Origin of the sequence: Streptomyces sp. NPDC001137, from assembly GCF_040298885.1 — a bacterium.
Taxonomy (GTDB): Bacteria; Actinomycetota; Actinomycetes; order Streptomycetales; family Streptomycetaceae; genus Streptomyces.
On sequence record NZ_JBEPBA010000007.1, the window covers coordinates 229,809 to 248,407 of the forward strand.

At 70.1% G+C, this 18,599-nt stretch carries 15 protein-coding genes; 6 read left to right on the forward strand and 9 right to left on the reverse strand.

From position 1 onward, the window contains the following. Nucleotides 1-119: 119 nt before the first annotated feature. Entirely contained in the window at nucleotides 120-1,331 is a 1,212-nt protein-coding gene (locus ABT254_RS16575) for an NYN domain-containing protein (RefSeq protein WP_351469743.1), read from the reverse strand. 224 nt (nucleotides 1,332-1,555) lie between these two features. Here ABT254_RS16575 and ABT254_RS16580 point away from each other — a divergent pair, with 224 nt between their 5' ends. Beyond that, the gene (locus ABT254_RS16580; RefSeq protein WP_351469746.1) at nucleotides 1,556-1,720 is read left to right on the forward strand and encodes a hypothetical protein; all 165 of its coding nucleotides are present in this window, start codon (nucleotides 1,556-1,558) and stop codon (nucleotides 1,718-1,720) included. Nucleotides 1,721-1,805: 85 nt separating this feature from the next. On the opposite strand, the gene dnaE is transcribed toward ABT254_RS16580, so the two are convergent. Further along, nucleotides 1,806-5,345, reverse strand: a complete 3,540-nt coding sequence (gene dnaE, locus ABT254_RS16585) for a DNA polymerase III subunit alpha (RefSeq protein WP_351469749.1) — start codon at nucleotides 5,343-5,345, stop codon at nucleotides 1,806-1,808. A 259-nt stretch (nucleotides 5,346-5,604) separates the two neighbouring features. Between dnaE and ABT254_RS16590 the strand changes: the two genes are divergently transcribed. The 4 genes from ABT254_RS16590 (at nucleotide 5,605) to ABT254_RS16605 (ending at nucleotide 10,407) form a co-directional block, all read left to right on the forward strand. Next, complete coding sequence (locus ABT254_RS16590; protein WP_099928151.1) at nucleotides 5,605-6,930, forward strand: DUF2252 domain-containing protein; 1,326 nt, start codon at nucleotides 5,605-5,607, stop codon at nucleotides 6,928-6,930. A gap of 78 nt (nucleotides 6,931-7,008) precedes the next feature. Next, nucleotides 7,009-7,713, forward strand: a complete 705-nt coding sequence (locus ABT254_RS16595; RefSeq protein ID WP_351469752.1) for a hypothetical protein — start codon at nucleotides 7,009-7,011, stop codon at nucleotides 7,711-7,713. A 96-nt stretch (nucleotides 7,714-7,809) separates the two neighbouring features. Next, entirely contained in the window at nucleotides 7,810-8,628 is an 819-nt protein-coding gene (locus ABT254_RS16600; protein ID WP_351469755.1) for a thioredoxin domain-containing protein, read from the forward strand. Nucleotides 8,629-8,736: 108 nt separating this feature from the next. Further along, the gene (locus ABT254_RS16605) at nucleotides 8,737-10,407 is read left to right on the forward strand and encodes an alkaline phosphatase D family protein (RefSeq protein ID WP_351469758.1); all 1,671 of its coding nucleotides are present in this window, start codon (nucleotides 8,737-8,739) and stop codon (nucleotides 10,405-10,407) included. A 23-nt stretch (nucleotides 10,408-10,430) separates the two neighbouring features. Here ABT254_RS16605 and ABT254_RS16610 read toward each other — a convergent pair whose 3' ends face one another. Next, the gene (locus tag ABT254_RS16610; RefSeq protein ID WP_351469761.1) at nucleotides 10,431-11,000 is read right to left on the reverse strand and encodes a dienelactone hydrolase family protein; all 570 of its coding nucleotides are present in this window, start codon (nucleotides 10,998-11,000) and stop codon (nucleotides 10,431-10,433) included. Between the two features lie 107 nt (nucleotides 11,001-11,107). Here ABT254_RS16610 and ABT254_RS16615 point away from each other — a divergent pair, with 107 nt between their 5' ends. Beyond that, nucleotides 11,108-12,217 carry a mechanosensitive ion channel family protein gene (locus ABT254_RS16615; RefSeq protein ID WP_351469764.1) on the forward strand — a complete coding sequence of 370 codons (1,110 nt, stop codon included), beginning with the start codon at nucleotides 11,108-11,110 and terminating at the stop codon, nucleotides 12,215-12,217. Between the two features lie 77 nt (nucleotides 12,218-12,294). Here the strand turns inward: ABT254_RS16615 and ABT254_RS16620 are convergent, their stop codons facing one another. From ABT254_RS16620 to ABT254_RS16645, 6 genes are all read right to left on the reverse strand, one after another. After that, nucleotides 12,295-13,035 carry an SDR family NAD(P)-dependent oxidoreductase gene (locus ABT254_RS16620; protein WP_351469766.1) on the reverse strand — a complete coding sequence of 247 codons (741 nt, stop codon included), beginning with the start codon at nucleotides 13,033-13,035 and terminating at the stop codon, nucleotides 12,295-12,297. A 51-nt stretch (nucleotides 13,036-13,086) separates the two neighbouring features. After that, nucleotides 13,087-14,673: a Na+/H+ antiporter gene (locus ABT254_RS16625; RefSeq protein ID WP_351469768.1), complete on the reverse strand. Its 1,587-nt coding sequence runs from the start codon at nucleotides 14,671-14,673 to the stop codon at nucleotides 13,087-13,089. 85 nt (nucleotides 14,674-14,758) lie between these two features. Then, nucleotides 14,759-15,229 (reverse strand): GNAT family N-acetyltransferase, encoded by a 471-nt coding sequence (locus tag ABT254_RS16630; protein ID WP_351469771.1) that lies wholly within the window; start codon nucleotides 15,227-15,229, stop codon nucleotides 14,759-14,761. Next, entirely contained in the window at nucleotides 15,226-16,170 is a 945-nt protein-coding gene (locus ABT254_RS16635; protein ID WP_351469774.1) for an RluA family pseudouridine synthase, read from the reverse strand. The genes ABT254_RS16630 and ABT254_RS16635 overlap by 4 nt, the downstream gene beginning before the upstream one ends. Nucleotides 16,171-16,228: 58 nt before the next feature. Beyond that, on the reverse strand, nucleotides 16,229-16,801 hold the full coding sequence (gene lspA, locus ABT254_RS16640; protein WP_351469777.1) for a signal peptidase II: 573 nt from the start codon (nucleotides 16,799-16,801) through the stop codon (nucleotides 16,229-16,231). A 61-nt stretch (nucleotides 16,802-16,862) separates the two neighbouring features. After that, nucleotides 16,863-18,374 (reverse strand): TraR/DksA family transcriptional regulator, encoded by a 1,512-nt coding sequence (locus tag ABT254_RS16645; RefSeq protein WP_351469780.1) that lies wholly within the window; start codon nucleotides 18,372-18,374, stop codon nucleotides 16,863-16,865. Nucleotides 18,375-18,599: the final 225 nt, after the last annotated feature.

Genomic DNA, 18,599 nt, shown 5'->3' on the forward strand with positions numbered 1-18,599 from the left:
ACTCACAAAGGACGAGGGTACGGGGTCCGCGGGCCCCGCCCGCTCTCGGGTTGGTCCAAAGCGGCACAACCGCCGGTAAAGAACCCTGTGAGGAACACGGTCAGAACACCGGTGAGGGACTACTCACCCGCGGGAGCGTGCTCGGCCGCCGTCCGTACGTCGATCTCCCGCCAGAACCCGGCCCGGATCGCATACCGGTCGTGCTCGTCGATCTGGTCGTCCTTGTGGGCGAGCAGTCCGAACCGGGCGGCGTAGCGCAGCAGCTCGCCGTCGATGCGGTGCGGGATGCGCGGGTACATCCCGGACAGTTTCTGCAGATGGCTCTGGTCGCCCAGGCGCTCCATCCACCGCCGTGCGAACACCTGCCCGACCTCGTACGGGTCGCCGCCGACCGTGGTGATGTCCTCCTCACGGTCGGCCCACCGCTGCTCCGCGGTGGTCAGCTGGGCCAGCGTCGGCATCGAGGCGGCCTCGGGGGCCTCCGCGGGGGGCCGGTCGACCCAGCCCTTGTCGGAGGACCAGCGCAGGGTCGCGTTCGCGGGATGCCGGTCGGGCTGCACCCCGGGGGCGCGCAGCGCGGCCAGGTCCTTCGGGGTGGGTACGCCCTTGGGCGCGGGCACCCGCTCCTGCGTGCCGTTCTCCGAGCGGGCCGCCGCGGGCGCGTGCTCGCCGTCCTCGGCGCTCCGCTCGGCCGCGGTGAGCGCGGACTCAGGCAGCGGCGCGGAGAGGATCGCGGCGATCTCGGGCCGCGGCACGGGCGGCGGTGCGCAGATCCCGCCGAGCTCCTTGGCCCGTACGGCCTTGGTGATCCACGTACGGTCGAGGACGCGCCGCTCGTCGGCCTCGGCGACCAGGTCCTCGGACTGGTTGTAGTCCCCGTCGGCGGCCTGCACGGCCCACAGGTGTACGGCGACGCCGTGCTCCTTGGCGGCCATCATGCCCGGCAGCAGATCGCCGTCGCCGGTGACGAGGACGATGTCGGAGCAGGCGCGGTTGCGGGCCAGCTCGGTGAGCTCGGCGTGCATGGCGGCGTCGACGCCCTTCTGCGCCCAGCGTCCGTCGCTGCGGGTCAGGGCGCCGAGCCGGACGGTGACCCGGGGCATCACGCGCAGCCTGCGGTGCTCGGGCTGCGGGACGCGGTCGGGGGCGCCGTCGAACCAGTAGATGCGCAGCAGGGGCCGTTCCGTGTCGGACTCGGCGCGTTCACGCAGGGCCTGGATGAGGGCGGCGTGATCGACGGTGATGCGGGAGCGGGAGGGCTCCCCGGCAAGGAGACTGGCGGCGGCCCCCAGCAGATACCCGGCGTCCACCAGGACGATGCAGCGGTCCACGCGATCCACCCTCTTTCCGGGAGGTTTGCTTCGGGCTTCCTTCGAGTCTGCCCGACTGCGCGGGGGTTAACGGCCCGAACTCGATCTTCGGCGTGGCGTTTCAGGTCCTCGCGCTCCGACAAGCCATGTCACCGACGGTAATTATCCGAAATGCGCTCCTTGTCAGCCTATGTGAATCTGGTCGCGGCCCTGGCCCCTAGATCCCCCACAGGAGGCAGATCACCATGGCCAAGAACAAGAAGCAGAACCGCAAACAGCCGCAGTCCGAGCGCAGTCCGCAGCAGACCCAGCGGTCCTCGATGGAAGCGCCGGCCGAGCAGCACTCCCCGCACCTCACGCCGGGCGACATGCCCCGCAAGGGCCGGCAGAAGAGCTTCGGTCACAACTGACATTTGCATAACGGGTTGTTGAGACCCAGGCACAGCCGAGGGGCGCACCTCGTTCAAGGTGCGCCCCTCGCGCTTGCTCAGGTGCTCAGCCGGCCAGGCAGGACGGGCCGAGCAGCACCTTCAGGTCGCCGAAGAGCGCCGGGTCCGGTTTGACGCGGTGCCGGTCCAGGCGCAGGACCGTGGTCTTGGTCGGGCCCTGGAGCTTGATGCGGACCTCGCTGTCGCCCTTGTGGTGGCTGAGGATCTCGCCGAGTCGGCTGACCATCGGCGGGGTGACCCTCGTCGCCGGGATGGTGAGGATCACGGGCGCGTTGGTGCCGGCGTTGGACAGGTCCGGGACCTGGAGTTCCATCGCCACCAGCCGCGGCACGTCCTCGCGCTTGTCGAGGCGGCCCTTGACGAACACGACGGCGTCCTCGACGAGTTGGGTGGAGACCAGCTGGTAGGTCGCCGGGAAGAACATGCACTCGATGGAGCCCGCGAGGTCCTCGACGGTGGCGATCGCCCAGGCGTTGCCCTGCTTGGTCATCTTGCGCTGCAGGCCCGAGATGATGCCGCCGATGGTGACGACCGCGCCGTCCGCGTGCTCACCGCCGGTGAGCTGGGAGATGCCCGCGTCGGCCTTGTCGGACAGCACGTGCTCGAGGCCGAAGAGCGGGTGGTCGGAGACGTACAGACCGAGCATCTCCCGCTCCTGGGCGAGCAGATAGGTCTTGTCCCACTCCTCGGTGGTGAACTCCACGTCGAGTCCGAAGCCGGGCTCGTTGCTCTCCTCCTCGCCCATGCCGCCGAAGAGGTCGAACTGGCCCTCGGCCTCCTTGCGCTTGACCGCGACCACGTTGTCGATCATCGGCTCGAAGTGCGCGGTGAGGCCCTTGCGGGTGTGCCCCAGGGTGTCGAAGGCGCCCGCCTTGATCAGCGACTCCGTGGTGCGCTTGTTGCAGGCGGTCGCGTCGACCTTGTCGAGGTAGTCGGGGAAGGAGGCGTACTTGCCCTTGGCGTTGCGGCTCTTGATGATCGACTCGACCACGTTGGTGCCGACGTTGCGGACCGCCTCGAGGCCGAAGAGGATCACGTCGTCGCCCTGGGCGGCGAAGTTGTGCACCGACTCGTTGACGTTCGGCGGGAGCACCTTGATGCCCATGCGGCGGCACTCGTTGAGGTAGACCGCCGACTTGTCCTTGTCGTCCTTGACGGAGGTCAGCAGCGCGGCCATGTACTCGGCCGGGTGGTTGGCCTTGAGGTAGGCCGTCCAGTAGGAGACCAGTCCGTACGCGGCCGAGTGCGCCTTGTTGAAGGCGTAGCCGGCGAAGGGGACCAGCACGTCCCACAGGGCCTGGATGGCCTCGTCGCTGTAGCCGTTCTTCTGGGCGCCGGCCTGGAAGATGGTGAAGTTCTTCGCCAGTTCGTCGGGCTTCTTCTTGCCCATCACGCGGCGCAGGATGTCGGCCTCGCCGAGCGAGTAGCCGGCGATGATCTGGGCGGCCTTCTGCACCTGCTCCTGGTAGACGATCAGGCCGTAGGTGACGTCCAGGACCTCCTTGAGGGGCTCCTCCAGCTCCGGGTGGATCGGGGTGATCTCCTGGAGCTTGTTCTTGCGCAGCGCGTAGTTGGTGTGCGAGTCCATGCCCATCGGGCCGGGACGGTAGAGCGCGGAGACGGCGGAGATGTCTTCGAAGTTGTCGGGCTTCATCAGCCGCAGCAGCGAGCGCATGGGGCCGCCGTCGAACTGGAAGACGCCGAGAGTCTCACCGCGCTGGAGCAGTTCGAAGGTCTTGGGGTCGTCCAGCGGGAGGCTCAGCAGCTCCAGGTCGATGCCCTTGTTGGACTTCACCATCTTGACGGCGTCGTCCATGATCGTCAGGTTGCGCAGGCCGAGGAAGTCCATCTTCAGCAGGCCGAGCGACTCGCAGCTCGGGTAGTCCCACTGCGTGATGGTCACGCCGTCGGTGTGCCGGACCCAGACGGGCACGTGCTCGGTGATGGTCTCGCTGGACATGATCACGCCGGCGGCGTGCACGCCCATCTGCCTCACCAGGCCCTCGACGCCCTTGGCGGTGTCGATGACCTTCTTCACGTCCGGTTCGTTCTCGTACATCGCCCGGACCTCGCCCGCCTCCGAGTAGCGGGGGTGCGAGGGGTCGGTGATGCCGTTGAGGTCGATGCCCTTGCCGAGGACGTCGGCGGGCATGGCCTTGGTGATGCGGTCGCCCATCGCGTACGGGTAGCCCAGCACGCGCGCGGAGTCCTTGATCGCGTTCTTGGCCTTGATCTTGCCGTAGGTGCCGATCATGGCGACCTTGTCGGCGCCGTACTTCTCGGTCACGTACCGGATCACCTCGACGCGCCGGCGCTCGTCGAAGTCGATGTCGACATCGGGCATGGAGACGCGCTCGGGGTTGAGGAACCGCTCGAAGATCAGGCCGTGCGGGATCGGGTCGAGGTCGGTGATGCCCATGGCGTAGGCGACGATCGAGCCGGCCGCGGAGCCTCGGCCGGGGCCGACCGCGATGCCGTTGTTCTTGGCCCACATGATGAAGTCGGCCACGACGAGGAAGTAGCCCGGGAACCCCATCTGGATGATGACGTCCATCTCGTACTCGACCTGCTTCTGGCGGTCCTCGGGGATGCCGTCGGGGAAGCGGCGCTCCATGCCGCGGCGGACCTCCTCCTTGAACCAGGTGACCTCGGTGTAGCCCTCGGGGATGTCGAACTTCGGCATGAGGTTCTTCGCCTCGAACATGCCGGTGGTGTCGATCTGTTCGGCCACCAGGAGGGTGTTGCGGCAGCCCTCCTGCCAGGCGTCCGAGGAGTCGATGGCGTACATCTCGTCCGTGGACTTCAGGTAGTAGCCGGTGCCGTCGAACTTGAAGCGGTCCGGGTCGGAGAGGTTCTTGCCGGTCTGAATGCACAGCAGGGCGTCGTGGGCGGTCGCCTCGTGCGCGTACGTGTAGTGCGAGTCGTTGGTGACCAGCGGCGGGATGCCGAGCTTCTTGCCGATGTCGAGCAGGCCGTCGCGGACCCGGCGCTCGATCTCGATGCCGTGGTCCATCAGCTCCAGGAAGTAGCGGTCCTTGCCGAAGATGTCCTGGTACTCGGCGGCCGACTTCAGCGCCTCGTCGTACTGACCGAGGCGCAGCCGGGTCTGGAGCTCGCCGGAGGGGCAGCCGGTGGAGGCGATGAGGCCCTCGGACCACTGGGAGATGGTCTCCTTGTCCATACGGGGCCACTTCTGCAGCCAGCCCTCGGCGTACGCGTCCGAGGAGAGGCGGAAGAGGTTGTGCAGACCCGTCGAGTTCGCCGCCCAGATCGTCTTGTGGGTGTAACCACCGGAACCGGAGACGTCGTCGCGCTTCTGGTGCGGCTGACCCCACTGGATCTTGCGCTTGTTGCGCCGCGACTCCGGGGCGACATAGGCCTCGATCCCGATGATCGGGGTGACCCCGGCCTTCTTCGCGGAATGGAAGAAGTCGTACGCCCCGTGCAGGTTGCCGTGGTCGGACATGGCGATATGGGTCATGCCCATCTCGTTGCACGCGTTGAACATGTCCTTGAGCCGCGCGGCACCGTCCAGCAGCGAGTACTGGGTGTGGACGTGCAGGTGCGTGAACGGCGGCTTTGACACGGTCGGGCCTCCAAGAATCAAGTGCTATGGCGCGAAGCGCCTCGTTGAGGGGTGGTGGTCGGGAGACGGGTGGGCGCTGGACGACGGGCTGGGGGACAGTCCTGGGGTCAGCGTCGAAGTCTATGCCTCGGGACTGACAATCCGGGGGCTGCCCCGCGTACCTTCACTGCGAGGATCGCGGGCACTTCCGCGCACCCTCGACCGTTGCAAAAAACAGAAACGCCGTCGTACACATCCAGGCACCAGGAGGCACCCCGCGATGTCGGTTCCCCAGCTCAACGACGAGCAGCGCGGCGAGGAGATCCTCGCCGTCTTCGACACCGCCTTCGGCCGGCTCCTGGCCGCCGACCCGGCCGCGTTCCGCGTGAAGTTCCGCAAGATGGCCGCCTCGGCCTTCGCGTTCTACCGGGGTACGGCGTGCCTCTTCTACCACGACCTGGACGCAGAGAAGCGGGGCGGCCCGTACCTGGACGAGCGCACCTCGCGCGTGTGGATCCACGGCGACCTGCACGCGGAGAACTTCGGCACGTACATGGACGCGAACGGCCGTCTGATCTTCAACGTCAACGACTTCGACGAGGCGTACGTCGGCCCCTTCACCTGGGACCTGAAGCGGTTCTCCGCCTCCATCGCCCTCATCGGCTACGCGAAGGCGCTCGCCGACGACCAGATCACCGAGCTGGTCGAGGTGTACGCGGGCGCGTACCGCGAGCGCATCCACGCCCTGGCGACCGGCGCGAAGAGCGACGAGGTGCCTCCGTTCACGCTCGACACCGCCCAGGGGCCGCTGCTGGACGCCCTGCGTGACGCGCGCTCCCTGACCCGCTTCGGGCTGCTGGACTCGATGACGGAGATCCGCGACTTCGAGCGCCGCTTCGCGCCCGGCGGTGGCTCCATCGAGCTGGACGCGGCGACCCGCTACAAGGTCCTCGCCGCCTTCGACGGCTATCTGGAGACGCTGCCGGACGCCTCCCTGGCCCGCCCGGACTCCTACCGCGTGAAGGACGTGGTCGGGCGCCGGGGCATCGGCATCGGATCGGCCGGCCTGCCGTCGTACAACATCCTGCTGGAGGGCCACAGCGACGCCCTGGAGAACGATGTGGTGATCTACATCAAGCAGGCCCAGACCCCGGCCGTCTCCCGGCACATCACCGACCCGGCGATCCGCGACTACTTCCAGCACGAGGGGCACCGCACGGTGATCTCGCAGCGCGCCCTGCAGGCGCACGCCGACCCGTGGCTGGGCTGGACCGAGCTGGACGGCGCGGGCCAGCTGGTCGCCGAGGTCTCGCCGTACGCCGTCGACCTGGACTGGGGCGACATCGACGACCCCGAGGAGATCGCGGCCGTCGTCGCCGACCTGGGCCGGGCCACGGCCACCATGCACGCGGCGGCGGACGACCAGTCGGGCGAGTCCCTGGTGCCGTTCTCCACCGAGCGCGCCATCGACGCGGCGATCGCCGCCGACGAGGACGGCTTCGCGGGCGTCCTGACCGACTTCGCGCACGGCTACGGCGCACGCGCGCGTGCCGACCACCAGATCTTCGTGGACCTGTTCCGCAACGGCCGGATCCCGGGTCTCTGACGGTCTGCTGTCGGTCCGCTGTCTCACAGCACCCTTTTAGGGGTCCCTTACAGGACCTCGTGACACACTCTCCACGCTATGGACATATCCGGGACCCGCATCAGAGCGCTGCGCGCGGCGCTGTTCACGGCACTCGTCGTGACGCTCAGCACCGCGTCGCACGTGCTGCTGTCGCGGGTCCCGCTGCCGCTCAACACGGTGGCCGCGGTCGCCGCCGCCGTGTTCACGGTCGCCTACGCCCTGGCCGGCCGCGAGCGCGGTTTCGCGCGGATCGCCGCTCTGCTGATCCCGCTGGAGCTGGCCGCCGACACGGTCTTCACCACCGGCCAGCACGTCTGCTACGGCCGCGCGGGCGGTCCCGTCGCCGGCCCCCTGCGCTCGGTCGGCTTCGACGTGCTGTGCGGCAACGGCACCGGTATCGGCTCCGGGGCAACCGCCCCGCTGGCCCGCGTGACCGGCACCGGCACCGACCGGCTCGCCGCGCTGCTCGCACACGCCGACCCGGCCACCGCCTGGCTGCTGCTGGCCGCTCATGTCGGCGTCGGTCTGCTGGCCGCGGCCTGGCTGCGCCGCGGCGAGCGGGCGCTGGCCCAGCTGGTCCGCGCGGTGGCCGCGACCACCTTCCGTCCGCTGCTGCTGGCGGTCGCCGCGGTGACCGTCCGGCCGGCCGCGCCGGTGCGGCGCGTACGGCACACCGGCCGCCCCGCGGCCGGGGCCCGCGAGCGGATCCTCGTGCACTCCCTGGGACGGCGTGGACCGCCGTGCTCGGTCGTCTTCGCCTGAACAGCACGTGTTGCTCCCGAAGAGCGCTGAGCACGACCAGTCCCCCACACGTATCCCGCCTACGACGTATGCGGGTCCCACATGGAGAACACCGACATGAGCAAGCGGAACAGCCAGGCCTCGAAGACGGCGGCCCGAGAGCGGCTGCGGCAGGAGCGCGAGCGCCAGGCCAAGAGGGCCAAGGCCAAGCGGCAGGCCATCGTGGCCGGTTCGGTCGTGGCCGTACTGGCTGCGGCCGGCGGCATAGGTTACGCCGTCGTCCAGGCCAACAAGCCCAGCTACTGGGAGGGCCTGAAGGACGCCAAGGTCACGGCCCCCGCCAACACCACGGGAGCCAAGGGCACCACGGTCGTCATCGGCAAGAGCACCGCCAAGAAGACCCTCAAGGTCTACGAGGACCCGCGCTGCCCCGTGTGCGCCCAGTTCGAGCAGGTCGTGGGCCCGACCTTCAAGAAGGACCTCGACGAGGGCAAGTTCAAGTTCCAGTACATCGGCGCCACGTTCATCGACCGGAAGGACAACGGCGAGGGCTCCAAGAACGCGCTGAGCGCTCTGGGCGCCGCGCTGAACGTCAGCGACCAGGCCTTCCTCGACTACAAGACCGCGATGTACTCGACGAAGTGGCACCCGGACGAGACGCAGGACAAGTTCAAGGACGACGCCTACCTCATCAAGATCGCCCAGACCGTGCCCGCGCTGAAGGACAACACGAAGTTCCAGGACGCGGTCAAGAAGGGCACCTACGACGCCTGGGCGCTGGCCATGTCGAAGACCTTCGACGACAACAAGGACGGGGTGACCGGCACTCCGGGCTTCGTCATGGACGGCAAGCAGCTCTTCGCCGACGGCAAGAGCACGCCGCTGCTGACGGTGGCCGACTTCGACCGGGTGGTGGGCGCGGCCCTCAAGGGCTGACGCCGCAAGGGGCCGACGCCGAGGGGAAGTCCGGCCTCCGCATGAAGAGCGGGCGAACATTCCGGGTTCGCCCGCTCTCACGCATACCGATCAGTAACCTGTTCGGTCGTGACCAGTCGATACAGATCATCCGAGGCATCGCGGGCCCTCAACTCGCTCTCCCCACGCCGCCGTACGGTCGTCAAGGCCGCGGCGGCGACCGCTGTCCTGGCAGGACCGCTCGCCGCCGCGCTTCCGGCCCGCGCGGCCGCGGACGTTCCCGCCTTCCTGCACGGCGTCGCCTCCGGCGACCCGCTGCCCGACGGCATCCTGCTGTGGACCCGTGTGACGCCCACCGCCGAGGCCATACCCGGCTCGGGACTCGGCCCTGACACCGAGGTCAGCTGGGTCGTCGCCAAGGACAAGGCGCTGACGAACATCGTCGCCAAGGGCTCGACCACCGCGAGCGCCGCCTCCGACCACACCGTCAAGGCGGACATCCGGGGCCTTGAGCCGGCCACCGACTACTGGTTCCGGTTCTCCGCCGGCCCGACCGACTCCCCGGTGGCCCGCACCCGCACGGCTCCCGCCGCCGACACCGCCGTGCCGGGCCTGCGCTTCGGCGTGGTCTCCTGCGCCAACTGGGAGGCCGGCTACTTCTCGGCGTACCGCCATCTCGCGGCCCGCAGCGACCTGGACGCCTGGCTGCACCTCGGGGACTACATCTACGAGTACAAGTCCGGCGAGTACGCGGCCCGCGGCACCGTCGTCCGCCCGCACGCGCCCGCCAACGAGATCCTCACGCTCGCCGACTACCGCACCCGGCACGGCAAGTACAAGACCGACCCGGATCTGCAGGCCCTGCACCACAAGGCGCCGGTCGTCGCGATCTGGGACGACCACGAGTTCGCCGACAACGCGTGGTCCGGCGGCGCGGTCAACCACACCGAGGGCGCCGAGGGCACCTGGACCGACCGCAAGGCGGCCGCCAAGCAGGCCTACTTCGAGTGGATGCCGGTCCGCCCGGCCGTCGCGGGCACCACCTACCGCCGGCTGCGCTTCGGCAAGCTGGCCGACCTCTCCCTCCTCGACCTGCGCTCCTTCCGCTCCCAGCAGGCCTCCACGGCCAGCGGTTCGGTCGACGACCCGGACCGTACGATCACCGGGCGCGCCCAACTCGACTGGCTGAAGGCCGGGTTGAAGGCCTCCGACACCACCTGGCGGCTGGTCGGCAACTCGGTGATGATCTCGCCGTTCTCCTTCGGCTCGCTCTCCGCCGACCTCCTCAAGCCGCTCGCCAAGCTGCTCGGGCTGCCACAGGAGGGGATCGCCGCCAACACCGACCAGTGGGACGGCTACACGGACGACCGCCGCGAACTGCTGGCCCATCTGCGCTCGAACGCGATCGGCAACACCGTCTTCCTGACCGGCGACATCCACATGGCGTGGGCCAACGACGTGCCGGTGGACGCCGGTACGTACCCGCTGTCGGCCTCGGCCGCCACGGAGTTCGTCGTCACCTCGGTGACCTCCGACAACCTCGACGACATCGTGAAGGTCCCCGAGGGCACCGTGTCCGCGATCGCCTCGCCGATCATCCGCGCCGCCAACCGGCACGTCCACTGGGTCGACACCGACCGCCACGGCTACGGCGTCCTGGACATCACCGCCGAGCACGCGCAGATGGACTACTACGTCCTGTCCGACCGCACGAAGGCCGACGCGACCTCGGCCTGGGTGCGTTCGTACCGCACGCGCACCGGCACCCAGAAGGTCGAGCGGACGTACGACCCCGTGTAGAGGGCTGGAGGTCCGGAGGGCCTCTAGAGGGTCTCGAGGAAGCCGAGCGCCACCCGCCAGGTGGCCTCGGCGGCCTCCTCGTCGTAGTCCGGCAGTCCGGGGTCGGTGTAGAGGTGGCCCGCCCCCGCGTACCGGTAGACCTCGACGTCCGCGCCCGCCCTGCCCATCTGCAGATACCAGGCGCTCAGCCAGTCGTCCGTCTCGAACGGGTCCGGCTCGGCGACATGCAGCTGGACCGGCAGGTCGTCCACCGACGCGCTGGGCGCGATGTCCGACGTGCCGTGCAGGAGCAGCAGCCCGCGGGCCTTCTCGTCGCCGAGCGCCAGGGTCTGGGCGATGGAGGCGCCGAGCGAGAACCCGGCATACACCAGGCCCCGCTCCGAGTAGGGCGCGGCGGCCAGGACGGCTCTCTTGAGCAGTTCGTCCTTGCCGATCTCGTCCTTGAAGGCCATGCCCTCCTCGACCGAATCGAACGTACGCCCGTCGAAGAGGTCCGGGGTCCACACCTCGTGACCGGCGCCGCGCAGCCGGTCCGCGGCCTCGCGCACCGCGGGCCGCAGACCGTAGGTCGAGTGAAAGAGCATGATGTTCATGAGCCCATCGTGCCAGCCGGGACTGACAGCGCCGTCTGGCGGCCGTACCCCGTACGAGCCCGAACTCACATGTTCATGACCCCCCGGAGCCGGTTAGGTTCGCAGGCATGGAGAACGTACTCCGCCCGCTGATCGTGATCGGTGGCTCGGTCGTGCTCACGCTGCTCATCGGCTGGGCCACCGACCTGCTGCTGCGCAAGGCCGACGAGCGGCACGGCGAGACCCCGTTGTGGGGGCTGCTGCGCCGCGGCCGCATCCCCTACCAGTTGGTGCTGTGCTCGGCCATGCTCAGAGGTTCCTACGACGAGGCACGGCTGCTGCAGGAGCACCAGGTCGGCGTCGGCCGGACGCTGACCCTGGTGCTGATCGGGTCGACGGCCTGGCTGGTGATCCGTATCGCGGCGGCCGTCGTCGAGACCTCCTACTCCCGTTACGCCCGCCTCCACCGCGATCCGGCCCGGGTGCGCCGCGTACGCACCCAGGTGTCGCTGATCATGCGGGTGGTCGCGGCGATCGTCGGCGTGGTGGCCGCGGCCGCGATGCTGCTGACGTTCCCGGCGATGCGGGCCGCGGGCGCCTCGCTGCTGGCCTCGGCCGGCATCCTCGGCATCGTCGCCGGTGTCGCCGCCCAGTCGACGCTCAGCAACCTGTTCGCGGGTCTGCAGATCGCCTTCGGCGACATGGTGCGGCTCGGCGACACGGTCGTGGTGGACGGCGAGTGGGGCACGGTCGAGGAGATCACGCTGACGTTCCTGACCGTGCGGACCTGGGACGAGCGCAGGATCACCATGCCGGTCTCCTACTTCACCTCGAAGCCCTTCGAGAACTGGTCCCGCGGCAGCAGCCAGATGACGGGCATCGTCTACTGGCACCTCGACCACGCGGCGCCGGTGGAGCTGATGCGCGAGAAGCTCCGCGACATCCTGCGCGAGTGCTCGGCCTGGGACGGCCGCGACTACGGCCTGGCCGTCACGGACACCACCCCGAACACCATGCAGGTGCGGGCCCTGGTGACGGCCAAGGACGCGGACGACATATGGACGGTACGGGTCACCGTCCGCGAGCGGATGATCCGCTGGCTGTGCGAGCAGCACCCGTACGCGCTGCCCCGCGTCAACACCGCGGACGCGGCCCTGCCGCCGAGCCGGCGCTCCTTCGACGGCTTCTCGGACGGCGCGGCCCACCGCACACCCGCGCCGAGGACCGGCCGCGGCTAGGGCCTGTCCGGCGGATCAGGTCGGCTGCGAGAAGCTGCGCCTCATAGCGCCGAGCTGATCCGCCGGACAGGCTGGCCTCAGTGGCCGCGCTCCGCACCCCCGTTGACCTGGATCACCTGCGAGGTGACGTGCCCGGCGCCCGGGGAGGCGAGCCAGTGCAGGGTCGCGGCCACGTCGCCGGGGGTGCCGGCGCGCTTGTCCAGGGTGTCCTCGACGAGCCGTGCCCGCCGCGCCGGGTCGATCTGCGGGCCGAAGAACTCGGTGTCCTCGATGTACCCGGGCGCGACCACGTTGGCGGTGATCCCGCGCGGCCCCAGCTCCCGGGCCAGGTCATGGGCGTACGGGTGCAAGGCGGCCTTGGCGCCGCCGTACGCCCCGCTGCCGGATCCCCGGTAGGCGGCGATGGAGCTGACGAACAGCACCCGCCCGCCCGGCGTGGCCAGCCGGTCCTTCAGGGCCTCCGTGAGCAGGGCCGCGGTGAGGGTGTTGAGCCGGAAGTTGAGGGTCCAGTTGTGCGCGACCCGGTCGAGCGGGTCGTCGCTCTCGGCGGCGGGCTCCAGCTGCCCGGTGCCCCCGGCGCTGTGGATCAGTACGTCCACGGTCCCGAACTCCCGCTCCACGAAGTCGGCGACGCCGCGCACGGAAGCCGGATCGCTCAGGTCCGCCGCGTAGGTCGAAGCGCCCGGCACCGCGGCCTTCTCCAGCACCTCCGCCCGTCGCCCGAGCAGCAGGACGCGATCCCCGTCCGCCGCGAAGACCTGCGCCGCGGCAAGTCCAATCCCCGTACCGCCACCACTGATTACGACATTACGAGCCATGATTCGACCCTACGCACGGTCAGTCGCCGAACGCGAACGACTTCCCTGACGTCACCGCAGACTCCGCACATCGAGGTGACGCAGCACCCGGTCGACGATCTCCGGATCCGCCCCCGGCTCGCTCCGCGCCGCGAGCACCTCGTGCCGTGCCGCGCTCAGCATCTCGCCGTGGATCCGCCGCACCCGCCTCAGCCGGCGCATCCGGTGTTCATGCGCCTCCCGCCGCTCCTCGTCCGCCATGTCCGGGCTGATCCGCACCCCGATGTCGAAGGCCCGCCGCAGCATCTGCTCGGACAGCTCCTCCGGCAGCTCCTCGACCTGCTCGATCTCCCTCAGCCGCCGCTTGGCCGCCTTGGCCGCCCGCACGGCGAGAGACTTCTCGAACTCCTTCTCCCGCTCCGTGTCGGCCTGCACCCCCAGCCGCTTCACCAGCCACGGCAGGGTCAGCCCCTGCAGCACCAGCGTCCCCATGATCACCCCGAAGGCGATGAAGACGATCTCGTCCCGGTCGGGGAAGGCCGAACCGTCGTCGGTCTTCAGCGGAATCGCCAGCGCCAACGCCACCGAGGCCACTCCCCGCATCCCCGACCACCACATGACGACGGTCTCCCGCACACTCATCGGGATGTCCTCGTCGTGGTCCCGTTTCGCGTGCAGCCGCTTGGTGAGCCAGGTCGCCGGCAGCAGGTACACCAGTCGTACGACGACCACGACGGCCACGATCACGCCCGCCCAGCCGAGCATCTCGCCCCACCGCCCGGAGGCCGTCCGGATCGCGTTGTGCAGTTCGAGACCGATCAGCCCGAAGGCGACGCCCGTGACGAGCGTGTCGACGATGTCCCAGAACGCATGCCCGGTCAGCCGGGCCAGCACCTCGTCGGCGTCGGTGGCGTACTCGGCGAGGAACAGCGCGGTCGTGAGCACGGCGAGCACACCGGAGCCGTGCAGCTCCTCCGCGAGGACGTACGAGGCATAGGGGACCAGCAGCGTCATCCCGATCTGCAGGGTCGCGTCGCCCAGCAGATCCATCAGCTTGTTGGCGCCCCAGCCGAGCGCGAGCCCCACCGCCACGGCCACCACTGCGGAGAGCACCAGGTCGAGCGCGGCCCGCCCCGGTGTGAAGCTGCCGCTGACGGCGGCGGCGATCGCCACGTGGTACAGCACGATCGCCGTGACGTCGTTGAACAGGCCCTCGCCCTCCAGGATGGACACGAGCCGGCGCGGCAGCCCGAGCTGTCCGGCGACCGCGGTCGCGGCGACCGGGTCGGGCGGTGCGACGAGCGCGCCGAGCGCCACGGCGGCGGCGACGGGCAGCCCCGGCACGATCGTGTGCGCCACGACGGCCACGCACACGGTGGTGACGAACACCAGCGCCACCGCGAGCAGGAAGATCGGCCGCCGGTTCGCCGCGAACTGCCGCCAGGACGTGCGCCGCGCCGCCGCGTACAGCAGCGGCGGGAGCAGCAGGGGCAGGATCAGATCCGGCGGGACGTCGACGTTCGGCACGAAGTCGGCCACCGCGAGCACGATCCCGAGGAGGGTCATCAGCACCGGCGCCGGCAGCCCGAACCGGTCCCCGACCGGGACGCTCACCAGGGCCCCGAGCAACAGCACGAACAGCAGGGCCAACTGATCCACGGTCAGCGCTCCGGGAAGGTCGACGTACGGGCAGCGGCTTTCAAGCCTGCCACGCCGTCGTCCCCGCGAGCGTTTTCGGGCTCCGCTACAGCGCGCGCCGCATCGCCCGGTGCGGGATGCCCGCCTCCGGGTACTCCGGCCCGTACGCCTCGTACCCGAGCCGCTCGTAGAACCCGAGGGCATGGGTCTGCGCGTGCAGATCCACCGCCGCGAGCCCACGCGCGCGTGCCGCGTCCTCGATGGCCCGTACGAGAGCGATGCCGACGCCGAGCCCGCGGGCCTCCTTGGCCACGGCGAGCCGCCCGAGCGACCCCACCGTGAGGTCACCGCCGACCTTGGCCGCGGCCGCCTCCCCGTACAGCAGACGCCCGGTGCCGAGCGGCGTCCCGTCCTCCCGCACGGCAAGCACATGCACGGCCACGGCGTCGTACGCGTCGTACTCGAGATCCTCCGGGACCCCCTGCTCGCGGACGAAGACCTCCTTGCGCACCGCGAAGCACGCCTCCCGGTCGGCGGGGTCCTCGGCGACGCGCACCACGTACGCGTGCGTGCTCATCCGTACGTCTCCTCGCGGACCTGGTCGAGGGCCTTCTGCAGATCGGCCGGGTAGTCGCTGGCGAACTCCACCCACTGGCCGTCCGCGGGGTGCTCGAAGCCGAGGCGCACGGCGTGCAGCCACTGGCGGGTCAGGTGCAGCCGCTTGGCGAGCGTCGGGTCGGCGCCGTACGTCAGGTCGCCTACGCAGGGGTGGCGGTGGGCGGCCATGTGGACGCGGATCTGGTGGGTGCGGCCGGTCTCGAGCTTGACGTCGAGCAGCGAGGCCGCGCGGAAGGCCTCGATGAGGTCGTAGTGCGTGACCGAGGGCTTTCCGTCGGCCGTGACCGCCCACTTGTAGTCGTGGTTGGGGTGGCGGCCGATGGGTGCGTCGATGGTGCCGCTGGTCGGGTCGGGGTGGCCCTGGACGAGCGTGTGGTAGCGCTTGTCGACCGTGCGCTCCTTGAACTGGCGCTTGAGCGAGGTGTACGCGCGCTCCGACTTGGCGACCGCCATCAGACCCGAGGTGCCGACGTCCAGTCGGTGCACGATGCCCTGGCGCTCGGCGGCGCCGGAGGTGGAGATGCGGTAGCCGGCCGCGGCGAGGCCGCCGATGACGGTCGGCCCGCTCCAGCCGGGGCTCGGGTGGGCGGCGACACCGACCGGCTTGACGATCACGACCACGTCGTCGTCGTCATGGACGATCTCCATGCCCTCGACCGGCTCCGCGACGATCTGCACGGGCGCGGGCGCCTGCGGCATCTCGACCTCGAGCCAGGCGCCCCCGCTCACCCGCTCGGACTTGCCGACCACCGACCCGTCGACCGTGACCTTCCCCGCGGCGGCGAGCTCCGCCGCCTTGGTCCGGGAGAAGCCGAACATCCGGGAGATGGCGGCGTCGACGCGCTCGCCCTCCAGGCCGTCCGGCACGGGCAGGGTACGGATCTCGGGAATCGTGCTCACCCGTCGAGTATGCCGGACACCACCGACAGCCCCGAACGAGCCTGTGGAAAGCCCGGGCTCAGTCCTTGTGGACGGTCCCGTCCGGGTCGAGCCCCTTGAACGACAGCAGCACGATCAGGATGCCGCCGCACACGATCGCCGAGTCCGCCAGGTTGAACACGGCGAAGCCCTTGGGCGAGATGAAGTCGACGACGCGGCCCTCGAAGACGCCCGGCGAGCGGAAGATCCGGTCGGTGAGGTTGCCGAGCGCACCACCGAGCAGCAGGCCGAGCGCGACCGCCCAGGGCAGGCTGTAGAGCTTGCGGGCGAGCCGGGCGATCACCACGATCACGGCCGCCGCGATCACCGTGAAGATCACGGTGAAGGCCTCACCGAAGCCGAAGGCCGCGCCCGCGTTGCGGATCGCCTCGAACTGCAGCCAGTCCCCGATGATCCGGATCGGCGCGTGGTGCTCCAGCTTGGCGACCACGATCATCTTGCTGACCAGGTCGAGGGCGTACGCGAAGGCGGCGACCGCGAACAGCACGGCGATGCGCTTGCCCCTGGGGCGTGCGGCCTCGCCCTGCTCCGGCTCGGTCCCCGCCGCCTCTGGGGTGTCCGGCGTACCGATGATGCGCTCCGCCTCTGCCACGTGAGTCCTTCAACCTAGGTACCTGACTGAGGACGAGGGTACGACACGCGCGTGTACCGCCTCAGTACCGGCGTTCCTGCTTCTGCTTGCACTCCACGCACAGGGTGGCCCGCGGGAACGCCTGCATCCGGGCCTTGCCGATGGGATTGCCGCAGTTCTCGCACAGGCCGTAGGTGCCGGCGTCCAGCCGCACCAGGGCGCGCTCGGTCTGCGTGAGCATCTCGCGCGCGTTGGCCGCGAGGGCCAGCTCGTGCTCGCGCGTGATGTTCTTGGTGCCGGTGTCCGCCTGGTCGTCGCCCGCGCCGTCCCCCGAGTCCCGCATCAGACCGGCGACGGCGCTCTCGGACGAGCTGATCTCTTCACGCAGCCGCTCCATCTCGGACAGCAGCTCGGCGCGCGCCTCCTCGACCTCCTCCGGGGTCCAGGGGTCCTCACCGGGGCGCACCGCAAGCTCGCCCGGCTCCGCCGCGGCGAGCCGTGCCTTCGGTACGGCGGCCTTGGCCGCCGCGGCCGTGCCAGGAGTCTTCTTCGCAACCACCGTCGTGGCTCCCGTCTGCTCCGCGGCCTTCGCCGCGCCCGCCTTCTTGGCCGTGCTCTTCCTGCCCTCGCGCTTCGCGCCAGCGGTGTCCCTACCCGCCTGCTGGGCGGCGGCACCCCCGACCGCGCTCCCACGTTTCGTGGCCGCGCTCGTCCCGGCCGCGGCCTTCTTGCTCGCGCTCTTCCTAGCCGCGGTTTTCTTGCCGGCGCCTTCCCGGCCGTCCCTGCCGGGTTCGGCGGTCGCGTCCTGGCCGACGGCTCTCCCGGCTGCGTCTTTCCTGCCTGCCGCTCTCTTCACAGCCGACTCCTTCACCGCCGCGCCCTTGCCCCCCGCCTTCTTCGCTGCCGACTGCCCAGTACCCCGTTCAACACCTTCCCGAGCAGCAGTCTCCTCGGCTACGGCCTTACCCCCGCCCGCCTTCTCCGCCGGCGCCGCACCGCGCTCCTCGGCAGCACCCTCAGTAACGCCCTCCTCGGCAGCACCCTTGGAAACGCCGGCCTTCTTGGCCGCCGCTTTCTTCGCCGCGGTCGTTTTCGCAACGGTCTTCTTCGCCGAAGCCCTCTCAGCCGCCTTCTTCGCCGTGCCCTTACCTGCCGTGCTCTTCTCCGCGGTGCCCTCCCCCGCCGCACCCTTCTCCGCCGCACGCCTCTCGGCAGCGCCCGTTCCGGCTGTCGCGCCCCTGCCGCCGGCCGTCTTCTTTCCGGTGGCCGACCTTGCGGTGCCCGCAGGCCTCTCGGGGGCTTCCTCCTCGACGGGCTTCTTCGAACGAGACGTTCCGGAGGCGGTCACCGCCTTGGCGGACTTCTTCCCAGGGGGCGGCTTGGCCGCAACCCCCCGCACCGTCTTCACCGGCTTCGCGGCCTTCTCCGCCACGGCCGCCGCACTCCCCGTGGCCGCCCCGGCCGTCTTCCCGGCACGCGCCGTGGCCCCTCCCCGCGCGCTCTTCTTGCCGCTCACATCCTTGGCCGCACCGCCGGAGGCCTGGGGGGACCCGTCGGACGCCGACTGCTGTACGGCGGTCTTCTTCGCCACCATGGCCGCGGCCCCTTCACATATTGTGATCTTGCACGCGAATCGTGCTGGGACGATAAATCGACTTCAGTCCCGCGGCAACGGGGCACACCCCCGATTCGCCCGGCTCACGCACGCCACTCCGCAAGCCTGCATGCGTTGTGCCCAGCTCCCCGCGGGGTAATCCGCCGGGCCGCCCGTCCCAGAATCCGAACACGCGTACCGCTCCATTCGGGTCAGCTCCATCCG